This window comes from uncultured Metabacillus sp. (assembly GCF_947503125.1).
In the GTDB taxonomy this organism is placed as follows: Bacteria; Bacillota; Bacilli; order Bacillales; family Bacillaceae; genus Metabacillus.
The window spans coordinates 56,589-76,712 of sequence record NZ_CANNCR010000012.1; the positions used below are offsets into that span (position 1 = coordinate 56,589).

Below are 20,124 nucleotides of genomic sequence, written 5' to 3' on the forward strand. Positions count from 1 at the left end.
ATTGCTAAAAATAAATCGGCAATTTGAAGCATTTTTAGATCAAATTGATGAAATTGCTATTCTTTTTCCTAAATATTTGGATAAAGAGGATAAAGCGTTTTATATAGAAAGTGACAAGGGTACTAAACAACTTAAAATAAAGCAAAAATTAAATATTGGCAGTCATATGAAATATGTTTGTCAGCTTACGAATGATATCGAGTTTGGTAAAACCTATACCATTTTAGATGAATCTGATACGAAAACAGATTTGCAAATTGGCTCAGTTATTCGTTCTAACTATTTTGATAAACAATTTGCTTATGATGGTTATGATCTCGGTGCCGCTTATTTTAAAGATCATACAGCTTTTAAAGTATGGGCGCCTACGGCAACGAGCGTCAAACTTAGATTATATCATCAAGATAAAACTGAATTTCAAACATTTACCATGATAAGAGGAGATAGAGGAGTCTGGTCTATCTCAATAGAAGGTGATTTTGAAGGCTTATTTTATACCTATCTTGCATGTGTAAATTTAGTATGGCGTGAAGCTGTGGATCCTTATGCAACTGCGGTCTCTATAAATGGTGAGTATGGTGTCATTATTGATAAACAAAAAATAGCGGTTCCTCCAGTAAAGCTTCAGCCTTTTGAAAATAAAACAGATGCAGTCATATATGAAGCACATATCCGCGATTTTTCTATTCACGAAGATAGCGGCATGATTAATAAAGGGAAGTATGAAGCCTGGTTAGAAACAAATACAACCAATAAGCAGGGTGATTCAACCGGAATTACCTATCTAACTGAACTTGGTGTAACACATATAGAGCTATTGCCTGTAAATGATTATGAAGAAGTGGATGAACGGAATCCATTTGAAGCCTACAATTGGGGCTATAATCCATTACACTTTTTTGCTCCTGAAGGAAGCTACTCCAAGCAGCCAACAGATCCTTATAAACGGATAATTGAATTAAAATCTGTAGTCCAATCCCTTCACAAACATGAATTAAGAGTGATTTTAGATGTTGTTTTTAATCATGTCTACTCAAAAGAGGATTCTTCCTTTGAAAAGCTTGTGCCAGGATATTATTTTAGATATGATGCAAATGGACTTCCATCCAATGGCACAGGAGTCGGTAACGATCTTGCCTCAGAGAGGTATATGGTAAAAAAATTTATTATCGATTGTGCAGCCTACTGGATAAATGAATTTGATGTGGATGGCTTCCGTTTTGACCTGATGGGAATACTTGATACCGATACAATGCAGCAAGTACAAGAAAGAATCCATTCTATTAAACCGGACGCGATTTTGTTAGGAGAGGGGTGGAACTTAAATACTCCTTTACCAATTGAGAAGAAAGCGATTATTCAAAATGCACACAAGATTTCTTCCATCGGATTTTTTAATGATCAATTTCGCGATATTATAAAAGGAAGTACGTTTAGTGTTCATGATTGCGGATTTGTTTACACGAATTTAGAAAAAAATGAACGTATGAAGCTGTTAATTAGCGGTTCACCACATATGTTTTCTGAGCCGCACCAATCGATTAACTATGTGGAATCACATGATAATCATACGATGTGGGATCGATTTTATTCTTTTTCTCCATATGAAGAGAATGAGATAAGAATGGCACGACATCGACTAGCTACTAGTATTGTCATTCTTTCACAAGGAATTCCGTTTCTCCATGCTGGGCAAGAATTCTTTCGAACAAAAAATAATGTGGAAAACAGTTATAACTCTCCTGATGAAATAAACTGGATCGATTGGAGCAGGCGTTCAAGCTTCAAGGAAAATGTTGAATATGTAAAAGGATTAATTCATTTGAGAAAGCTGCATGCAGCTTTCCGCTTACCTACAGCTCAATTGATCCAAAAGCATGTCGTATTCAATGCGGATCATCCTCAATTGCTTACCTACAGATTAGAGGAGGTTGGTCATCTAGGTCCTTGGAGCACGATTTATGTTGTTCATAATAATCACTTCCATCAATGTTTTACACTTTCCTTACCTAAAGGAGAATGGAAGATGGTAGCGAACCCTGCAAAAATTATCGTGGAAGATCCAATATTTGTAAATGGTAATGTTGAAATTTCAAAAATAGGAACGTATGTTTTTGTGAAAAACTAGGTTTTTAGTTTTTCTTGACTAGTGTTATCATATGGGGATAAAATTTAGTAGGATGGCTATTGTGCAAGCTTCTATCATCACGAATAGCTATCCTTTTTATTTCAAAATAAAAATATTGATCATGAGACAACTAAATTTGGTCTATAGTCATTGCGTACTTTCCGCTATATTAGCGGGTTTAAAAAGCGTGACTTTTCTAAATACTTTTATGAAATGTTGGGTTGAAATTGAATGGGAACTGGTTGGAACAAGTATTAGGTAGTGAGTGGAAAATTACACCGGCTGGTGGAGCAACAGGTGATGCTTATTTCGCAGAGCGTGATGGACAGGAGCTTTTTCTAAAGCGAAACAGTTCACCGTTTTTAGCTGTGCTTTCGGCAGAAGGAATCGTTCCAAAGCTGGTTTGGACAAAGCGGATGGAAAATGGTGATGTGATTATTGCACAACACCGTTTAAACGGCAGGAAATTAAAACCGATGGATATGAACGGTTCAAATGTGGCTCAGCTGTTGCAAAAAATTCATCGCTCTAAAGAACTATTGGATATGTTAAAAAGATTAGGAAAGCAACCGCTCACTCCTAACTCCATAATCGAAGATATTGAGCAAGTAGTTGCTTTAGAAAGAATTGAGCAGCCGGAAATAAATCAGGCAATTGCTGTATTGCTTAACCAGCTTCCAGATGTTCAATGTGATGAATTTGTTGTTTGTCATTGTGATGTTAACCATAATAATTGGCTTTTATCAGAAACTAATCAATTATATTTAATTGATTGGGACGGTGCGATGATTGCTGATCCAGCAATTGATATCGGAATTCTTTTATATTGGTATATAAATGAAACTGACTGGGAAGACTGGCTTGCATCATATGGCCTTAAGCTAGACGAGCATTTACTGACAAGAATTTACTGGTATGTGCTATTGCAGGCGTTAACTTCATTTTTATGGTACCATGCAAAACAAAATGAAGAAGAAAAGCAAAACTGGCTTGAGCACATAAGAATGATGTTAGTTAGAATGAATGGTAATTAAGAAAAAGAATCAATATCCTGAATCCATTGTGACAATTGGTTCTGATGTGACTCGATATGCTGATCAAGCGATGCGGAGTTTATTCCAGCTTGACTATAGGAATAAATATTTTCAAGAATGCCCTTTACGTTTTGATCAATGTTAGTATTCACCATTAGCGATTTTATTAATCGTTCAAGCTGTTCACATTCTGCAACTGTTCCACAGCACTCACTTTGATGTTCAGATAAAATATCTTTTAATAAATTGACTTGATCATGGTATTGAATAGGCAAACTATGCACTTCCTTTCGTAAAGTGAAACGTATCCACGTTCTACAATGATAACAAGATTGGTGTAAACCATTTAACATTAACTTGTCTTTTATAAAGATGAATTATTCTAAGGCTGACATAAAAGGTAAAAATCCTTCTTGTCAGCCTTTTGTTTTCAATTTTCGGCTGTTTTTTCCATTTGATCTTCTGCATCATTTAAAGTCTTGCATGCTTGCTTATTTCATGATATCGTTTAGTTCGATATTAAATCGATAGAGGTGTCTTCATGCGTTTACGTCATAAACCTTGGGCAAAGGATTTTATTGCCGAGCATTCACAATATGTCATTGCTAACCCTGAGCAATATAAAGGAAAGTGGCATGAGGTATTTGGTAATGATCATCCCATTCATATAGAAGTTGGTACAGGGAAAGGACAATTTTTAGCAGGAATGTCCGTACAAAACCCTGGAATAAATTATATAGGAATTGAGCTTTTTGATAGCGTCATTGTCGCTGCATTACAAAAAATTGTCGACCAAAAGCTTCCAAATATGAAGCTGCTAAATGTAAATGCACAAAATTTAACCGATTATTTTGATGATAATGAAATTGAACGTGTATACTTAAACTTTTCAGATCCATGGCCAAAATCGCGTCATAGTAAAAGACGCCTTACCTACAAAAGCTTTTTAGAAATTTATGAAAAGATTTTAGTAAAAGGCGGAGAAATCCATTTTAAAACAGATAACCAAGGGTTATTTGAATTTTCACTCATTAGCTTTTCTGAATATGGAATGCAGTTGAAATTCGTAAGTCTTGACCTTCATAATAGTGATTTCGAAGGAAATATCATGACAGAATATGAAGAGAAATTCTCTGAAAAGGGTCAAAGAATTTACCGGGTTGAAGCAAAGTTTATGAACGAAGAATAAACAATATAAATGATTGTTGTAAGAACGAATGAAAAAGGGAAAATGACGGTACAATGTCATTTTCTTTTTTTGCTTTTTTCTCCTTTGTCATTTGAGTTTATTCTTATGTTAAGATAATAGTAATGTGGGAGGGATGAGATTGGAAACACTTCAAATTGGTGGAACAAAAATTACTTGGTTAAATGGCGGGGTAACACATTTAGATGGTGGAGCAATGTTTGGGGTTGTTCCAAAGCCGCTTTGGTCCAAAAAATATCCTGTTAACGAACAAAATCAAATTAAGTTAAGGACAGATCCTATGCTTATTCAAAAAGACGGTTTTAATATTCTTGTTGAATCTGGTATAGGTTCTGGGAAATTAAATGAAAAACAGCTAAGAAATTTTGGAGTGACAGAAGAATCTGCTGTTGAACAATCATTGCAAGCGCTTGGACTATCAGCAGAGGACATACATATTATCTTGATGACACATATGCATTTTGATCATGCATGCGGATTAACAAAATGGGAGGGGAATAAACTAATCTCTGTATTCCCAAACGCAAAAATTATTACCTCTTCTATTGAATGGGAAGAAATGAAGAACCCTAATATTCGCTCACGCAATACATATTGGAAAGACAATTGGGAAGCCATTGAGGAGCAAGTGTCAACATTTGAAAAATCACTGGAGGTTATCAATGGTCTTGAAATGCACCATACAGGCGGACATAGTAATGGCCACAGTATTGTCATCTTGCAAGATGGTGGAGAAATGGCTGTACATATGGCTGATTTAATGCCTACACATGCGCACAGAAATCCATTATGGGTGTTAGCTTATGATGATTATCCGGTGACATCTATTGAAAATAAGCTAAATTGGCTAAAAATTGGAGAAGCACATCATGCCTGGTTCATCTTTTATCATGATGCCTTTTATCGGGGAATAAAATGGAATGATCAAGGTGATATTGTAGAAAAGGTCGTACGGAAAAAGCGGGATGCTCGGTAAAAACAGCAAGACTTCAAACAGTAGGGGATGAGGAAAACCCCTACTGATGGAAGTCTCGCTTTATGCAATTTTTTCAACATGGACAATGGCACCTGTCTTTGTGTCAACAAAGGCTTCATATTGTTCTAGCTGATCATTTACTGTACGAGAGATGCCAGTTTTAAAAACCTGATATGACAAATGCTCATTTGAAAAGGTTTCAGGTATGGTATAAATCCAGGAACCATCAATTGGGCCCTTCTCCTTAAATGCTTTCTTAACAAGTTCCAAAGCTTTATCAGAAGAGATTGACATCGGCTTTAATTGATTGCTTAGAAGGTAAGTTGAAGCAATACCTAGCCCTAAGCCGAGCAAGAAATATTTACCCTTCACATTGTCACCCCTTAGTCGAATAAGTCAAAATAAAGTTGATTTTCAGGTACATATTTTGTATCCAAAAACCATTATAGCATATTAAGCAGCCATACTTTTAGATGCTTCAATTTAATCATATTAATAAGTCAATAGAAAAAGACGCAGAGTGCGTGGAAATGAGGGAATGAGATGAACAACGAAACCTTAGAGTTATTTAAAACATTAACAGAACTACCTGGTGCCTCTGGAAATGAACATCAAGTAAGGGTGTTTATGAAAAGCCAGCTTGAACTATATTCCGATGAGTTGGTTCAGGATAAGCTGGGAAGTATTTTTGGAGTTCGTCGCGGAAAAGCTGAGGATCCAACAATTATGGTAGCTGGTCATATGGATGAAGTAGGTTTTATGGTTACCGCGATAACAGATAATGGGATGCTTCGTTTTCAACCACTAGGAGGCTGGTGGAGTCAAGTATTACTTGCACAAAGGGTTCAAATTATAACTGAGAAAGGCCCTATTATTGGTGTAATTGGCTCGATTCCTCCACATTTATTAAGTGAGGCTCAACGTTCAAAACCAATGGACATAAAAAATATGTTAATTGATATTGGAGCAGATCATAAGGATGATGCAAAACAGCTAGGCATTAAACCAGGTCAGCAAATTGTACCGGTTTGTCCTTTTACACCTTTAGCAAATCCGAAGAAAATTCTTGCAAAGGCATGGGATAACCGTTATGGCTGCGGGCTTGCAATTGAACTGCTTAAGGAATTAAAAGATGAAGCGCTGCCAAATACGCTCTTTTCAGGTGCAACGGTTCAAGAGGAGGTTGGCTTACGTGGGGCACAAACAGCGGCTACCATGATTAATCCTGATCTTTTCTTTGCCTTAGATGCCGGCCCTGCCAATGATATGAGCGGTGATAAAAAAGAGTTCGGACAGCTTGGAAAAGGTGCAGTACTGCGAATTTATGACCGTTCAATGGTAACACACCGCGGCATGAGGGAATTTATTCTTGATATGGCTGAAACACATGATATCCCATACCAATATTTTGTTTCACAAGGCGGTACTGACGCAGGACGTGTTCATGTGTCAAACCAAGGGGTACCATCGGCTGTTATAGGGGTATGCTCACGTTATATCCACACATCTGGATCGATTATGCATGTTGATGATTATGCTGCGGCAAAAGAACTTTTAGTTCGTCTCGTGAAGGCGTGTGATGTCTCAACTGTTGGATCAATCAAAAGCAATTCGTAAAGCTTAGAGGAGAGTAGAAATGAAGATTGCTATTGGAACAAAAAATCCAACAAAGGTGAATGCAGTACAAGCAGCCTTTGCTTCCTACCTGCCAGGAGAATTTAGATCTATAGACGTCCCATCTCATGTTTCTGCACAGCCTTTGACTGACGATGAAACCATGACAGGTGCAATAAATCGTGCAAAAAATGCCCTTGATGCAGTCGAGGCTGATATTGGGGTCGGCTTAGAAGGCGGATTAATCAAAACAAAGCATGGCTATTTTTTATGTAATTGGGGTGCACTAATTTGTAAGGAGCTTCAGCCGATTGTAGCTGGCGGTGCGAGAATCATTGTGCCTGAAGAAATAGGAAAAGAGGTTTTCAATGGAACCGAGCTAGGTGATGTGATGGATCAATATGTGAAAATACATAATGTCCGTCATCACCAAGGAGCAATTGGAATCTTTACAAATGGCATTGTTGATAGAACGGAAATGTTCACACAGCTTTCGCAGCTCTTAGTTGGTCAATATCTTTATCAGAAGAATAAATAAAAAGCGGCGGAAACGTCGTTTTTTTCTTTATTCATATTTATAAAATTCCTCGTATTAACGATCATATCCCTCTATTTACCATTATTAACAATGATACCCTTTGATCTGATTTTTCTTGTCAACCAAAAAACAATATGGTTATTATAAATTGAGTCTTCTATATCTAGTAAAAAATGAGGAGGATTGATATGAAGCAAGTTTCTTTCGTTCTAATTGTTTTGGTAACGCTTTTTTTAGCGGGCTGTACAATTTCAGATGAAGAATTAACGAAAACGACTATAGATGCAACAAAGCAGTCCTTTGAAGGAAAATCGATAAATGCTAATGAAAAAACTGCGTTATTTTCTTATTATCTGCCTGAAGGATTTTCAGTAAAGGAAACAAAAAAATATAATGTATTGCTTGAAAAAGGGAATCAAAGCTATATTTTATTTGTTAATCAAAATGAAGAAGCAACTAGCAATGTTTCATATGAGACTTTAACAAAACAATACAAAAATCCATTCATCTCTGAAATCTTTAAAGATTCTAAACGTTTCGGTTACCTATATGTTAATAAGCTTGAAAAAGGTATGTATGAGGTTACAGTTGGGATAGGTGGGACAAAATTAACAACTGAAGCAAAAGCAAATAATGTTGCTGAGGATGCAAAACATATGATGGATATTGTTGCTTCAGTTCAATAAAATCAGTATAAAGGTTGAAATCAAAGGGGAAGTGAATGGCTTTGATTTCAGCTTTTATTTGTTTTTTGGAAAGGATTTTAGCTGATATAGACTGGCAAAGTGGAAACCTGATACGGAATCATATAAACTAAATGTGGAAAACAGTAGAGACAAAGATGGAGGTATGATTTATGAAAAAGCTCAATTCTATTGATGAATATAAACAAATCATTCAAGAGGAAAATGTGATCCTCATGTTTTCAGCTGATTGGTGTCCGGATTGCCGTGTCATTGAGCCGGTTCTACCTGAGATCGAAAAAGAAAATAGCATGTACACATTTTATTATGTAGATCGCGACGAATTTATTGATTTATGTGGTGAATTAAATGTGTTTGGAATCCCAAGCTTTGTTGCTTTTAACAAAGGGGAGGAAACTGGTCGATTCGTGAGCAAGGACCGGAAAACGCAGGAAGAAATACAAGACTTTATCAATCATCTTAAAAACTAATTAAACTTTATTTTCACCCAGAAGGGAGGGGTATGATTATGAAAATGACTTCAAGAAAAATGGCAGAGCTATTAAAAGGAAAATTAACAGAGCCTGAGTGGCGCTTTGATTTTGATCGGGAAAAGGATTCACTTCGAATTGAGGATTCCGCTACTAAAAAAGGTGTAACACTGTCACTTCCAGGCATTATTGCAAAATGGGAGACCTCAAAGGAAAAGGCAGTTGATGAAGTAGTCTATTATGTAAAAGAAGCGCTAACTGTTATGAACAAAAAACAGGAGTTAACAGGGAAAGAGAAATTCATTTTTCCTGTTATCCGCTCTACTTCATTCCCTACTGAGAGCAAAGAAGGGATCACACTATGCTTTAGTGAGCACACTGCTGAAACAAGGATCTATTATGCACTAGATTTAGGCAAGACATATCGTCTTATTGATGAGAAAATGATGAAAAAAGAGGGATGGACTAGAGAGCAGTTAAAAGAAGTTTCATCTTTTAATATAAGATCATTAAAGACAAAAGTAAAAGAAGACAAGGTTGCGGGAAACCTTTTTTATTTCTTTAATGCAAATGACGGCTATGATGCAAGCAGAATATTGGATGAAAGTTTATTACATTCCTTTTCAGCAAAGATCGAAGGTAAAATGGCGATTGCTGTTCCACATCAGGATGTACTCATTATTGCCGATATTCGCAATAATACAGGCTATGATATTCTTGCGCAATTAACAATGAGTTTCTTCGCGAGCGGTACTGTACCAATTACCGCATTATCATTTTTATATGAAGATCATAAGCTTGAACCAATCTTTATATTGGGGAAAAATAAACCGGTAAAGTAATCTAGTGGTACTCTCTACTACCACATATCCCCATAAATCGATAAAAGGAACCGTACAGTTTAAGAGAAAATGAAAGAGGATGCTGATTTAATTTCCAATGAATCGGTTACCCTCTTTTTTATTTTTCAAGCATGATTAGCAATAGGGGCTCTTTCGAAGAAAATCTAGAAGAAATGCAGAAGATGGATGTTAAGATGTAAAACCTTTTACCTACTAGGTGGTATGTCATAATAAGGATTTGTATATGAGTCACATTGAAATTATCTACAAATCTAGACATTTATTGATACAATGGTGTAGTAAGAAATCTTTGAAATTTGAAAGAGTGATGAAAGATGAATTGGTTAACAAAATTAGTGTCCTTCCTTACAGGAGAAGAAGATAAGGAATATGAAAACAGCCAAAATCAACCGCAAGACGATCATATAGCCCGAAACGTTATGAGCACACCTTCAAGTCCTGAAGGACAAACCTATCGTAAACATATAGCAGAAGCAAGAGTTGCTTATCAGTATCCAAAAGGCAACTTCAGGTTTCCGATTATTCCTGATGAGAAACGAGCAAGCATTGATGATCGTCCTAGAAGCATAACACGTACAACACGTACATATGAACAAAAGAATCATATGAATCATAAGAAAGAGTCAGTGAACACTCAGAAACAAAAACAACAAACCTATAAGCCAAGAGTAAAATCTCAGCAAACGGAAGAAGAAAAACCAAAACGTCCTTTCAGTCCGTCTGCTATCCCGTCACCTGTTTTTGGCTTTCAACCAAGGGAAGAAAGCATGCTGTATCATCGCAGATTAGAAAAAATCCAAACAGAAGAGATGGCAAATTCAAATACTAGCGAGATGAATTTATCCGATACAGCAGCAGAATTAACTCAAAAAGTTCAAAGGGTATCAGTTATTAGAAATAATCAGATTGAGATAGAGAAACAAGAACAACAACAAGCTAGTCTTTTAACGAATGACCATGTAGCAGGATCTCATTCTACTGAAATTGCGCAAATGAAGGTTGCGACAAATGAAAGACAACTTGATAAAGAAGTTAATCATTTGACCAGTATGCTTGAGGACGACAGGCCAATCGAGACGGCTAAAAATATAGCAGAAACGAAATGGACAATTGAGAAGCAAAACACGCTTGAGTTCTCTCGAAACGATCAATACGCTGAAAGCATAGAGGATGCTGAAGTGGTCTATAGCAGCCCCTCAAACGTTTGGCAGCAACCCTTAGCCTATGATCTCGATGAGATTCAACAACCTGTGACACATCATCAAGAAGAACAATCTATAATGGCAGAAAAACAATTTGAAGTTATAGGTCAAGTTGAGCAAGTAAACGAAATGGAACAGGGATTAGATTTTCTTGAACAAGAGGAAGAAGGAGAAGAAGTAGAACATGAACTAGATTATCATAGTCAGGAAGAACAACATAAAGTAATAGACCAAGAACCAGATCGTTTTCCTCAAGAAGGCCAATTGAAAGAACCTGAACTAGAATCATCTCACATTGGTCATGAAGAGGAACAAATAGAAGTAGAACATGAACTAAGGCAGCTTAGTCAAGTAGAGCGAAACGAAATAGAACAAGAACCAGCTCTTCCAGGTCAAGATGACCAGGAAGAAAAACAAGAACAAGAGCTGCTTTACCTAGTTCAAGAGGAAGAACAGAAAGAAGTAGATCAAGAACGAAGTCATGTTAGTCAAGAGGAAGTACAAAATGAAATAAATCAAGAACCAATTGCTTTCGGTTATGAGGAACAGCGAATCGAACCAGAACAAAAACTAGGTCAAGAAGAACGAAAAGTAATAAATCAAGAATTAGATGCTCAGAGTCAAGAGGAACTGCAAAAAGAGCAAGAACAAGAATCTGTTCATCTTGGTCAAGAGGAACAACGAAAAGAATCTGATCTTCCACAGCAAGAAAAACGTCCAACGGAAGTGAAACAACATGTAAATAAAAAAGCAAATTCAGGCAACAAAACCCTGCCTTTCAATGTAATGATGCTTGGGCGTGATAAGCAGCGGATGAGAGCCAGAGAGACTAGCTATCAATTCCCATCACTTGCTTATTTGAATATACCAGAGAAGGAAGTTTCAGAGGATCATTCATGGTTAAATGATCAAAGAGAGCTCTTAGATGTAACATTTAAAAACTTTAATGTTCGCGCTAGTGTCGTAAATGTAACACAAGGCCCTGCCGTTACAAGGTTTGAGGTTCATCCTGAGCCGGGTGTAAAAGTCAACAAGATTACAAATCTTAGCGATGATATTAAATTAAGCTTAGCAGCAAAGGATATTAGAATTGAAGCACCTATACCAGGCAAAAATACAATCGGAATAGAAGTGCCGAATAAGGTAAGTAAGATGGTTTATTTACGGGAAATTTTACGAAGTTCGGAATTCATAACAAACCGATCCCCTATGACGGCAGTTTTAGGGTTAGACATCTCTGGTCAGCCTGTTGTCACAGATCTAAAGAAAATGCCGCATGGACTTATTGCGGGTGCTACAGGTTCAGGGAAAAGTGTTTGCATTAACACGATTCTTGTAAGCTTGCTTTATAAAGCAGCGCCACAGGAAGTCAAGCTGATGCTAATTGACCCGAAAATGGTTGAGTTAGCTCCTTATAATAATATTCCGCATCTAGTAAGCCCTGTTATTACCGATGTAAAAGCGGCTACCGCGGCATTAAAATGGGCTGTAGAGGAAATGGAACGACGCTATGAATTATTTGCCCGTTCAGGAACAAGAGAAATTACGAGATATAATCAGCTTGTCAAAGAATATAAACAAGGTGAACATTTGCCATATTTAGTGATCGTAATCGATGAGTTAGCTGACTTAATGATGGTTGCACCAAATGATGTGGAAGAAGCAATCTGCCGTATTGCGCAAAAAGCGCGGGCATGCGGCATTCATTTAATTGTAGCAACACAGCGTCCATCTGTTGATGTTATTACAGGATTAATTAAAGCGAATATCCCGACAAGAATCGCCTTTTCGGTATCATCCCAAGTGGACTCAAGAACGATTATTGATGTAAGCGGGGCCGAGAAGCTGCTTGGTAAAGGGGATATGTTATTTTTAGAAAATGGTTCTTCGAAAGCTGTAAGGCTGCAAGGGACATTTGTTTCAGATGAAGAAATCGAACGAGTTGTCAAACATGTGAAGCTTCAAGCTAAGCCAAATTATTTATTCCATCAGGATGAATTGGTGAAAAAAGCAACGATTCAAACCGAGGAAGATGAACTTTTTCTAGAAGCTTGTGAATTTGTGGTCAATCAAGGTGGAGCATCAACCTCCCTTCTTCAAAGACGTTTTCGAATCGGATATAACCGGGCAGCCAGATTGATTGACATGATGGAAGAGCAAGGGATTATATCTGAAAATCGTGGCAGTAAGCCAAGGGACATTTTAATATCTGAAGAAGAATTAGAAACGATTCATGGAGAATAGAGAGAGAAAGTAGTATGATAGGATAAAAAAGAGGTAAATTTGGCAACCATGAATAATATTATTCATTTTCAAGAGCTGCGAAAGGAAAAAGAACATCAGCTTTCAAGCTTTATTTGTCAACATGCTGCTTCTCTCCATAACTATGTTGCCCGTGATGTCAACATTCGGGAGAAAGTAAAGGCTAAGCATATTTTTAGTGAAAAAGTCGGATGTATACCCACTGCCATTTTCTCTAAAATGGAAGAGCAGCTTTTTCTTGATTGGTTCGCTTATGACTATGTAACCATTCGAGGAACAACAATATATCAAACATTTGTAGAGCAATTAAGTAAGAAGGGACATCCTTTAGACAGGATCGTCCATGCGCTTTTTATGGCAAGTGCACTTGAACCATTTAAAGTAATAAAATGTGATGAACATCATATACATGCAAAGAAATTACTTACTGGTGAAACATGCACAATAAAGAGTGAGGCCAATAAATATGCTGCACAAGAAGATATTATTTTTTTACGATCTATCCCAGTATTTGACCAGCTTTTATGTATAAGTGAACTGTATGTTCAGCGGAATACAAAATCAATTGCCAGTATGCTTCAGCATCTTGAAAAAAGTTCGGATAGCTGGCGTACATTTTTGAAGAAATTTGCCATAAACTATAGTTGGACTAGTGAACTGCTAAGCGGAAAATAAATATCTATTTACCGAAGGTTCCACTATTTTCATGGTCAATCTAAATGGCAAATGATATAATATACAACCGTAAGCTTATTACATATGTTTATGAAAAATAAGGAAGTATAAGTGTAAAACGAATATTTGCGTTCCCATAATGCAGGTGCACACATCGCAAAAACCTGATTCAATGCGGTTATTGGAGTCTCTCTCCAAAGCGAATCTTGATGCTAAGCACCGGGTAGGCAATTGTGCTTTTCTTATTCGATTCATATAGATGGGTTGCAAATCTAGATGAGCGTCATATACTGTCAATCAGATAGACGTTTGTTGGAGGTTCTAATTATGACTGTTTATCATTTTGTTGGAATTAAAGGGACTGGAATGAGTGCCCTTGCACAGATTTTACATGATATGAATTACGTCGTTCAGGGCTCGGATATTGAAAAGAAGGTTTTTACGCAAAAAGCTCTGGAAGCTCGTAATATAAAAATATTACCCTTTGCGAAGGAGAATATTAGAGAAGGTTTAACTGTTATTGCAGGTAACGCTTTTCCTGATACACATCCGGAAATTGAAGAAGCTCATAGCCTTGGACTGCCTGTCATCCGTTATCACCGTTTCTTAGGTGAATTTATGCAAATGTATACAAGCGTTGCGATAACTGGTGTTCATGGAAAAACATCTACAACCGGATTATTATCACATGTTATCCAAGGTGCTGAGCCAACTTCTTATTTAATTGGTGACGGAACGGGAAATGGGATTCCTAATAGTAAATATTTTGTTTTTGAGGCTTGTGAATATCGCAGACATTTCTTATCCTACAAACCAGATTATGCGATCATGACAAACATTGATTTTGATCATCCTGATTATTTTACCAATATTGAAGATGTGTTTAGCGCATTTCAGGAAATGGCCCTTCAAGTAAAGAAAGGGATTATTGCTTGTGGTGATGATGAGCAGCTTCAGCAAATACAAGCTAAGGTTCCTGTTGTTTATTATGGCTTTGGAGATGACAATGACTTTCAAGCAAGAAATGTTGTGAAATCAACGGATGGCACTTCATTTGATGTGTTTGTACGAAACACCTTCTATGCCTCTTTCAAAATTACGACATATGGCGATCACAGTGTATTAAATGCTCTATCTGTTATCGCACTTTGTCACTATGAAGGAATTGATGTTGAGATCATTCAACAAAGGCTGCAAACTTTTGAAGGTGTGAAACGACGCTTTAATGAAAAAAGAGTCGGAGATCAAATCATTATTGATGATTATGCCCACCATCCAACCGAGATTAGAGCAACAATTGATGCAGCAAGACAAAAGTTTCCTGACAGAGACATTGTCGCTGTGTTCCAACCGCATACCTTTACAAGAACTCAATCATTTCTAGATGAGTTTGCTGAAAGTTTGCAAAAAGCAGATTATATTTATTTATGTGATATTTTTGGCTCTGCCAGAGAGAATGTCGGAAAATTGACAATTAATAACCTGATTGAGAAAATTGACAATTCCCATCTCATTAATGAAGATGATACCTCTGTCCTAAAAGCACATGAACGTGCTGTTTTAGTCTTTATGGGAGCAGGGGATATTCAAAAATACCAGGAAGCATATGAAAAGGTTTTAGCGTAACAGTAAATAGCTGATTATTAAATAAGAACATTTTAGTAGAGAATGTTTCTTATTTAAGTCAGCTTTTTATTATGTCTTTAAACAGTAGTCTTTTCCCCTACCGTTTCAAAAGCAAAGATTCTGTCAGTTTCTTTAGTAACCGATAGAAAAGGTCATCAAAAATAAATAATAGAGTCAGGTGAAAAGTATTTGTATGATAAACAATGAAATTGTATTAAAAGTAAATAATTTAAGTAAAAAGATAGGCAAAATACCCATTATCAATGATGTTAGCTTTGAACTAAAAAGGGGAGAAATACTTGGTTTACTTGGGCCAAATGGTTCGGGGAAAACAACGATTTTAAAAATGCTAGTCGGTCTCATTAAACCGACTCATGGGACGATTTACATCGAAAATATGAATTTGAATAAAGAGTTTGAAAAAGCGATTACCCATGTTGGAGCCATCATTGAAAATCCTGTCATGTATGATTATTTATCAGGGTATGATAATCTGCTTCATTTTTTCAGAATGACAGATCACTTTTCATATGAACGTATGGATGAGGTCATTGAGCTTCTCAAGATGGAAGAATATATTTCTGATAAAGTGTTTACCTATTCATTAGGGATGAGGCAAAGACTGGGTTTGGGTCAGGCCATACTTCATCAGCCGTCCATTCTATTTTTAGATGAACCGACAAATGGATTAGATCCTGAAGGAATCATCAGCTTAAGGGAAATATTAAAAAAGCTTTCAGTAGTAAGAGACGTTTCCATTATTATCTCAAGTCATTTATTAGCAGAAATAGAATTAATTTGTGATAGCGTACTGGTGATAAATGATGGAACATGTATCGAACGAGGCTCATTACGTGATTTACAAAATGGGTCAACTAAAAAACAGACCTATTCTTTTAGAATATTAAATATCGGAAAAGCAAAATCCTTTTTAAAAGACCGTTCTGATTTAGACATCACGGAATTTCATTCCAGCGGTTTTTCTATTGCATTGGAGACACAGCATGTTGCGGAGTTAAATAGAATGCTTGTTGAAGCTGGTATCGATATCGTTGGAATCGAACGTCAAGGTAGTCCGCTTGAAGAGATGTTTCTACATAGATTGCGAGGTGAAGAATAATGGCGCCATTTCTTCACTTAATTAAAAATGAGCACATGAAGCTGTTCAAGCGCCCAAGAATCTGGATAATGATCGGCATAATGGGGATTATGAATCTCATTGTCAGCATCTTTTTTATGTTTTTATTTAAAGGAATTGAATTTTCATTTTGGGATTATATCCAAGTCAGCTCCTACTTATTGATGTGATTCAATTGATGTGTATCATTATTGCCGGTGATATGGTTTCAAGTGAATTTGAAAAGGGGACAATTAAGTTTTTGTTTACCCGGCCAGTCAAAAGGGTTAAAATCTTACTTTCAAAATATATAGTGGTGATCTACACGATCATATTACTTGTGTTATTACAACTATTCATGTCTATGCTTCTTGGGTTTGTTTTTTATATGGATACGGCTATTACTCTTGATCAAAGAGTTTTAGTTGGTTTAGGAGGATATCTTTTTCAATTAATAGAGATCATCGTGATGGGGACTTTAGCTTTTTGCTTTTCAGCTTTAACAAGAAGCAGTGTTTTTTCCATATCCGTGCCAATCTTTCTTGTCTTTACATCAGATGTAGTGATCACTCTATTAGAACATTATCAATATGAAGCAGGAAAGTATTTGTTATTTGCAAATACAAATCTCATGCCTTATTTCTTCGGAGAACCATTATTCGAGGGGATGACACTACCATATTCTATTATTAATGTTTTGGTCCATATGGTGTTTTTTCTTTTTTTATCTGCTTTATCATTCACGAAAAGAGATGTACACGTTTAATTAACCATACTAAAATGACGCTTGAAATCGAATGATCAAGCGTCATTTCTTTTATAAGCTTCGCTTTACTTTAAGTTTTCCGGATTCAACCCTTCCAGTTCAGGAATGACAAAACGGCCATCTTTTCGGATTAGCACATCATCAAAATAAATCTCTCCGCCGCCATATTCAGGACGCTGAATCATGACCATATCCCAATGGATGTTGGAGTTGTTTCCATTGTATGCATCGTCATAGGCTTGTCCTGGTGTAAAATGGAAGCTCCCATCAATTTTTTCGTCAAAAAGGATGTCTTGCATAGGTTGGAGAATAAATGGATTGACGCCAATTGCGAATTCTCCAATATATCTTGCACCTTCATCGGTATCAAATATTTTGTTGATTCGTTCACTGTCATTTGCTGTTGCCTCAACAATTTTTCCATCTTTAAAGGTTAATTGGACATTTTCAAAGGTAAACCCATTATAAGGTGATGAAGTATTATAAGTAATTTGCCCATTAACTGAATCGCGAACAGGTGCCGTGTAAACTTCACCATCCGGAATATTCATTTGTCCGGAGCATTTAATTGCAGGGATGTTTTTTATGGAGAAGGTTAAATCTGTTCCCTTGCCAGTTAACCGAACTTTATCTGTACGATTCATTAATTCCACTAATGGATCCATTGCCTTGTCCATTTTGCTGTAATCCAAATTACATACATCGAAATAAAAGTCTTCAAATTGCTCTGTACTCATTTTTGCAAGCTGTGCCATTGATGTGGTTGGATAACGTAACACAACCCATTTTGTTTTTGGAACGCGTATTTCCCGATGGACCTTTTGACCGACTGTTTGTCCATGCAGCTTCATTTTGTCATCAGGTATGTCAGCAAATTCATTTATGTTATGACCAGATCTTAAGCCTATGTAAGCATCCATTTTCTTCATTACTTCTGCTTCAAAATCAGCGATCATATGATATTGTTCTTCTTGTCCACCCATCATTAAAGCACGATCAACCTGATGATCTTTTAACGAAACAAATGGGTAACCGCCTGCTGCATAGGCTTCCTTTACAAGTGCAATAACCAGTTCTCTTTGTAAGCCGAAATTTTCAATTAAAACCTTTTCTCCTTTTTGCAACCTGATTGAGTAGTTGATTAAATTCTTTGCAAGTGTTTCAATACGTGGATCCTTCAATAGAAATCCTCCTGTTCTAATTGTATTATCAATAATTCTATTGTACCCGAACCCTATGAAGAAACGACATATTTTAACTGCATCAAATCGAAACTTTCTATTTTTTGCAAAAAATGACAAAGGGAATGTCAAATCGAATGGAGAATTTAGCTATAATGTAAATTTTATGTTTATAATAGAATATGATGGGTAAATGTACAGTATTGAAATAGGAGGTGTAAGACATGATTATTATTTTATACTTAAGTATTGCATTAATCGCAATCGCATTTACGATTTTAGTCGTATATGTGTCAAAAACATTAAAGGCTTTACAGGAAACATTAACCAACGTAGCAAGTACTTTATCAGGGCTTGAGAAGCAAATGACTGGAATTACGTCGGAAACAACATTATTACTACATAAAACGAATGCACTTGCAGAAGATATTCAACATAAGTCAGAAAAATTAAATACGGTTGTCGAATCGGTAAAGGATGTAGGAACAACGATTCAACAGCTAAATCAATCTGTTAAAAAAGTGACAACTTCTGTTTCAACAAATTTGGAACAGAATCAAGATAAAGTAAATCAAGTTGTTCAATGGAGTAATGCCGCAATGGAAATCTGGGCAAAATGGAAGCAAAAGAATGAAAAAAAGACATCCATTTAAGCAAACGTCTATATTTACAGGAGGTAGATCAAAATGGCAAAAAATAATAAGGATTTTCTAATGGGTTCACTTATTGGAGGACTAGTAGGTGCAGCTGCAGCATTATTTTTAGCACCTAAATCAGGGAAGGAAATTCGCGAAAATCTTGGTCAACAAGCAAATGTGATGCGTGACCGTACAGGCAAATTTACCAGCCAAACGTTAGAAAAAGGCACAGGGCTGGCGAATGTTGCAAAAGAAAAAACAGCCTCTTTATCACAGGTGGTTACAGAACAGTCTTCACAAATCATGAATAAGGTTCGCGATATTACCAGCGCCTCAAAGGGGCAATCAGATGTCGTTCAAAAAGAAGTAGCAGAGGCTTTAGAGCAAGTTTCTGATGGAGCATCAACTCCTCAAGAGGATAGAAAAAAGAATGATGAAGGTATTTCAGCTGCAATTGCGGAAGCAGTTGATGCAATTGAACAAGATGAAAACAAAGACCAGTCCGAAGAAGAAGTGAAAACAACAATAAGAGACGAAGTAAAAACAAACTTATAACTTGTGCATTGAAGAGCAGGCAGTATTCTGGATGAAAAGGTGAAAAATTGTGAGCAAACAAACAATTGAAACAATTGAACAATTTGAGGAATTATTTAATAAGCACGAACAATTTCTTTTTGTGAAAAACAGCTTAACATGTCCGATCAGTCAGGCTGCATTTGAGGAATATCAGGAATTTGCAGAAACTCATCAGGACTTTCCGAGCTATCACTTGCATGTTCAGGATTCCAGACAGCTATCTAATTATATTGCAGAAACGTTTGGAATTAAACACGAATCTCCACAAGCGCTTTTGTTTAAAGGGCGTAATGTAGTATGGAATGCCTCACATTGGAAGATCACAAGCGAGGCGTTGGAAAAAGAGATCACACAGTAAATCAGGAGGTGTTTGAGCTTCACTTCACGAGGCCAAACACCTTTTCCTTTAAAATACATATTAAATAAAGGAGCTTTGGTTTTTTGTGTTTAAGAATATAATCACTTTATCACTTAAAAGCTTAAAAGCGTTTAAATGTTAAAGTTTTTGGTGACAAGAGCGATTTTATCGTTTATAATTACAACTAAT

General features: G+C 36.4%; 21 protein-coding genes. 18 read left to right on the forward strand and 3 right to left on the reverse strand.

All coding sequences use genetic code 11. The features are described 5' to 3' along the window. Position 1 precedes the first annotated feature (1 nt). Entirely contained in the window at positions 2-2,128 is a 2,127-nt protein-coding gene (gene pulA, locus Q1B07_RS10825) for a type I pullulanase (RefSeq protein ID WP_299832733.1), read from the forward strand. A gap of 221 nt (positions 2,129-2,349) precedes the next feature. Further along, complete coding sequence (locus Q1B07_RS10830) at positions 2,350-3,162, forward strand: phosphotransferase family protein (RefSeq protein WP_299089229.1); 813 nt, start codon at positions 2,350-2,352, stop codon at positions 3,160-3,162. Here Q1B07_RS10830 and Q1B07_RS10835 read toward each other — a convergent pair. Continuing rightward, positions 3,159-3,437: a YtzH-like family protein gene (locus Q1B07_RS10835; RefSeq protein WP_046517397.1), complete on the reverse strand. Its 279-nt coding sequence runs from the start codon at positions 3,435-3,437 to the stop codon at positions 3,159-3,161. The two genes, Q1B07_RS10830 and Q1B07_RS10835, sit on opposite strands and share 4 nt — an antisense overlap. A gap of 266 nt (positions 3,438-3,703) precedes the next feature. Here Q1B07_RS10835 and trmB point away from each other — a divergent pair, with 266 nt between their 5' ends. Together trmB and Q1B07_RS10845 are read left to right on the forward strand one after the other, a co-directional pair. After that, positions 3,704-4,351 carry a tRNA (guanosine(46)-N7)-methyltransferase TrmB gene (gene trmB / locus Q1B07_RS10840; protein WP_299089226.1) on the forward strand — a complete coding sequence of 216 codons (648 nt, stop codon included), beginning with the start codon at positions 3,704-3,706 and terminating at the stop codon, positions 4,349-4,351. 139 nt (positions 4,352-4,490) lie between these two features. Then, positions 4,491-5,345 (forward strand): MBL fold metallo-hydrolase, encoded by an 855-nt coding sequence (locus tag Q1B07_RS10845; RefSeq protein WP_299089225.1) that lies wholly within the window; start codon positions 4,491-4,493, stop codon positions 5,343-5,345. A 60-nt stretch (positions 5,346-5,405) separates the two neighbouring features. Here the strand turns inward: Q1B07_RS10845 and Q1B07_RS10850 are convergent, their stop codons facing one another. Further along, complete coding sequence (locus Q1B07_RS10850; RefSeq protein WP_299089224.1) at positions 5,406-5,717, reverse strand: PepSY domain-containing protein; 312 nt, start codon at positions 5,715-5,717, stop codon at positions 5,406-5,408. Positions 5,718-5,888: 171 nt separating this feature from the next. On the opposite strand from Q1B07_RS10850, the gene Q1B07_RS10855 reads away from it, so the two are divergent. The 11 genes from Q1B07_RS10855 to Q1B07_RS10905 all read left to right on the forward strand — a co-directional run bounded on the left by Q1B07_RS10855 (position 5,889) and on the right by Q1B07_RS10905 (position 17,182). Further along, positions 5,889-6,962: a M42 family metallopeptidase gene (locus tag Q1B07_RS10855; protein ID WP_299089223.1), complete on the forward strand. Its 1,074-nt coding sequence runs from the start codon at positions 5,889-5,891 to the stop codon at positions 6,960-6,962. Between the two features lie 19 nt (positions 6,963-6,981). Beyond that, the gene (locus Q1B07_RS10860) at positions 6,982-7,497 is read left to right on the forward strand and encodes a DUF84 family protein (RefSeq protein WP_299089222.1); all 516 of its coding nucleotides are present in this window, start codon (positions 6,982-6,984) and stop codon (positions 7,495-7,497) included. A gap of 188 nt (positions 7,498-7,685) precedes the next feature. Continuing rightward, entirely contained in the window at positions 7,686-8,183 is a 498-nt protein-coding gene (locus Q1B07_RS10865) for a hypothetical protein (protein ID WP_299089221.1), read from the forward strand. A gap of 170 nt (positions 8,184-8,353) precedes the next feature. Further along, on the forward strand, positions 8,354-8,671 hold the full coding sequence (locus Q1B07_RS10870; protein ID WP_299089220.1) for a thioredoxin family protein: 318 nt from the start codon (positions 8,354-8,356) through the stop codon (positions 8,669-8,671). A gap of 38 nt (positions 8,672-8,709) precedes the next feature. After that, positions 8,710-9,513 (forward strand): DUF1444 domain-containing protein, encoded by an 804-nt coding sequence (locus Q1B07_RS10875; RefSeq protein WP_299089219.1) that lies wholly within the window; start codon positions 8,710-8,712, stop codon positions 9,511-9,513. 335 nt (positions 9,514-9,848) lie between these two features. Next, positions 9,849-12,980, forward strand: coding sequence for a DNA translocase FtsK (locus tag Q1B07_RS10880; protein ID WP_299089218.1), 3,132 nt, complete (start codon positions 9,849-9,851; stop codon positions 12,978-12,980). A gap of 39 nt (positions 12,981-13,019) precedes the next feature. Beyond that, positions 13,020-13,673 (forward strand): hypothetical protein, encoded by a 654-nt coding sequence (locus Q1B07_RS10885; RefSeq protein WP_299089217.1) that lies wholly within the window; start codon positions 13,020-13,022, stop codon positions 13,671-13,673. 327 nt (positions 13,674-14,000) lie between these two features. Further along, complete coding sequence (gene murC / locus Q1B07_RS10890) at positions 14,001-15,299, forward strand: UDP-N-acetylmuramate--L-alanine ligase (RefSeq protein WP_299089216.1); 1,299 nt, start codon at positions 14,001-14,003, stop codon at positions 15,297-15,299. A 193-nt stretch (positions 15,300-15,492) separates the two neighbouring features. Next, positions 15,493-16,419: an ABC transporter ATP-binding protein gene (locus Q1B07_RS10895; protein ID WP_299089215.1), complete on the forward strand. Its 927-nt coding sequence runs from the start codon at positions 15,493-15,495 to the stop codon at positions 16,417-16,419. After that, positions 16,419-16,607: a hypothetical protein gene (locus tag Q1B07_RS10900; RefSeq protein WP_299089214.1), complete on the forward strand. Its 189-nt coding sequence runs from the start codon at positions 16,419-16,421 to the stop codon at positions 16,605-16,607. Before Q1B07_RS10895 ends, Q1B07_RS10900 begins: the two co-directional genes overlap by 1 nt. Positions 16,608-16,615: 8 nt before the next feature. Continuing rightward, the gene (locus tag Q1B07_RS10905) at positions 16,616-17,182 is read left to right on the forward strand and encodes an ABC transporter permease (protein WP_299089213.1); all 567 of its coding nucleotides are present in this window, start codon (positions 16,616-16,618) and stop codon (positions 17,180-17,182) included. Positions 17,183-17,247: 65 nt separating this feature from the next. Here the strand turns inward: Q1B07_RS10905 and Q1B07_RS10910 are convergent, their stop codons facing one another. Continuing rightward, the gene (locus Q1B07_RS10910) at positions 17,248-18,363 is read right to left on the reverse strand and encodes an aminopeptidase (protein ID WP_299089212.1); all 1,116 of its coding nucleotides are present in this window, start codon (positions 18,361-18,363) and stop codon (positions 17,248-17,250) included. Positions 18,364-18,587: 224 nt separating this feature from the next. Here Q1B07_RS10910 and Q1B07_RS10915 point away from each other — a divergent pair, with 224 nt between their 5' ends. From Q1B07_RS10915 to ytxJ, 3 genes are read left to right on the forward strand one after another with little or no spacing between them, the layout of a single operon-like run. Next, positions 18,588-19,016 carry a DUF948 domain-containing protein gene (locus Q1B07_RS10915; RefSeq protein ID WP_299089211.1) on the forward strand — a complete coding sequence of 143 codons (429 nt, stop codon included), beginning with the start codon at positions 18,588-18,590 and terminating at the stop codon, positions 19,014-19,016. A gap of 33 nt (positions 19,017-19,049) precedes the next feature. After that, positions 19,050-19,556 (forward strand): YtxH domain-containing protein, encoded by a 507-nt coding sequence (locus Q1B07_RS10920; protein WP_299089210.1) that lies wholly within the window; start codon positions 19,050-19,052, stop codon positions 19,554-19,556. A 49-nt stretch (positions 19,557-19,605) separates the two neighbouring features. Continuing rightward, a complete protein-coding gene (gene ytxJ, locus Q1B07_RS10925) occupies positions 19,606-19,935 on the forward strand; it encodes a bacillithiol system redox-active protein YtxJ (RefSeq protein WP_299089209.1) in 330 nt (109 codons plus the stop codon). The last annotated feature ends 189 nt before the right edge of the window (positions 19,936-20,124 follow it).

Coding starts and splice junctions, on each gene's coding strand:
- trmB (WP_299089226.1), top strand. CDS start 3,704: ATGCGTTTACGTCATAAACCTTGGGCAAAGGATTTTATTGCCGAGCAT.
- Q1B07_RS10855 (WP_299089223.1), top strand. CDS start 5,889: ATGAACAACGAAACCTTAGAGTTATTTAAAACATTAACAGAACTACCT.
- Q1B07_RS10860 (WP_299089222.1), top strand. CDS start 6,982: ATGAAGATTGCTATTGGAACAAAAAATCCAACAAAGGTGAATGCAGTA.
- Q1B07_RS10865 (WP_299089221.1), top strand. CDS start 7,686: ATGAAGCAAGTTTCTTTCGTTCTAATTGTTTTGGTAACGCTTTTTTTA.
- Q1B07_RS10870 (WP_299089220.1), top strand. CDS start 8,354: ATGAAAAAGCTCAATTCTATTGATGAATATAAACAAATCATTCAAGAG.
- Q1B07_RS10875 (WP_299089219.1), top strand. CDS start 8,710: ATGAAAATGACTTCAAGAAAAATGGCAGAGCTATTAAAAGGAAAATTA.
- Q1B07_RS10880 (WP_299089218.1), top strand. CDS start 9,849: ATGAATTGGTTAACAAAATTAGTGTCCTTCCTTACAGGAGAAGAAGAT.
- murC (WP_299089216.1), top strand. CDS start 14,001: ATGACTGTTTATCATTTTGTTGGAATTAAAGGGACTGGAATGAGTGCC.
- Q1B07_RS10895 (WP_299089215.1), top strand. CDS start 15,493: ATGATAAACAATGAAATTGTATTAAAAGTAAATAATTTAAGTAAAAAG.
- Q1B07_RS10900 (WP_299089214.1), top strand. CDS start 16,419: ATGGCGCCATTTCTTCACTTAATTAAAAATGAGCACATGAAGCTGTTC.
- Q1B07_RS10905 (WP_299089213.1), top strand. CDS start 16,616: ATGTGTATCATTATTGCCGGTGATATGGTTTCAAGTGAATTTGAAAAG.
- Q1B07_RS10915 (WP_299089211.1), top strand. CDS start 18,588: ATGATTATTATTTTATACTTAAGTATTGCATTAATCGCAATCGCATTT.
- Q1B07_RS10920 (WP_299089210.1), top strand. CDS start 19,050: ATGGCAAAAAATAATAAGGATTTTCTAATGGGTTCACTTATTGGAGGA.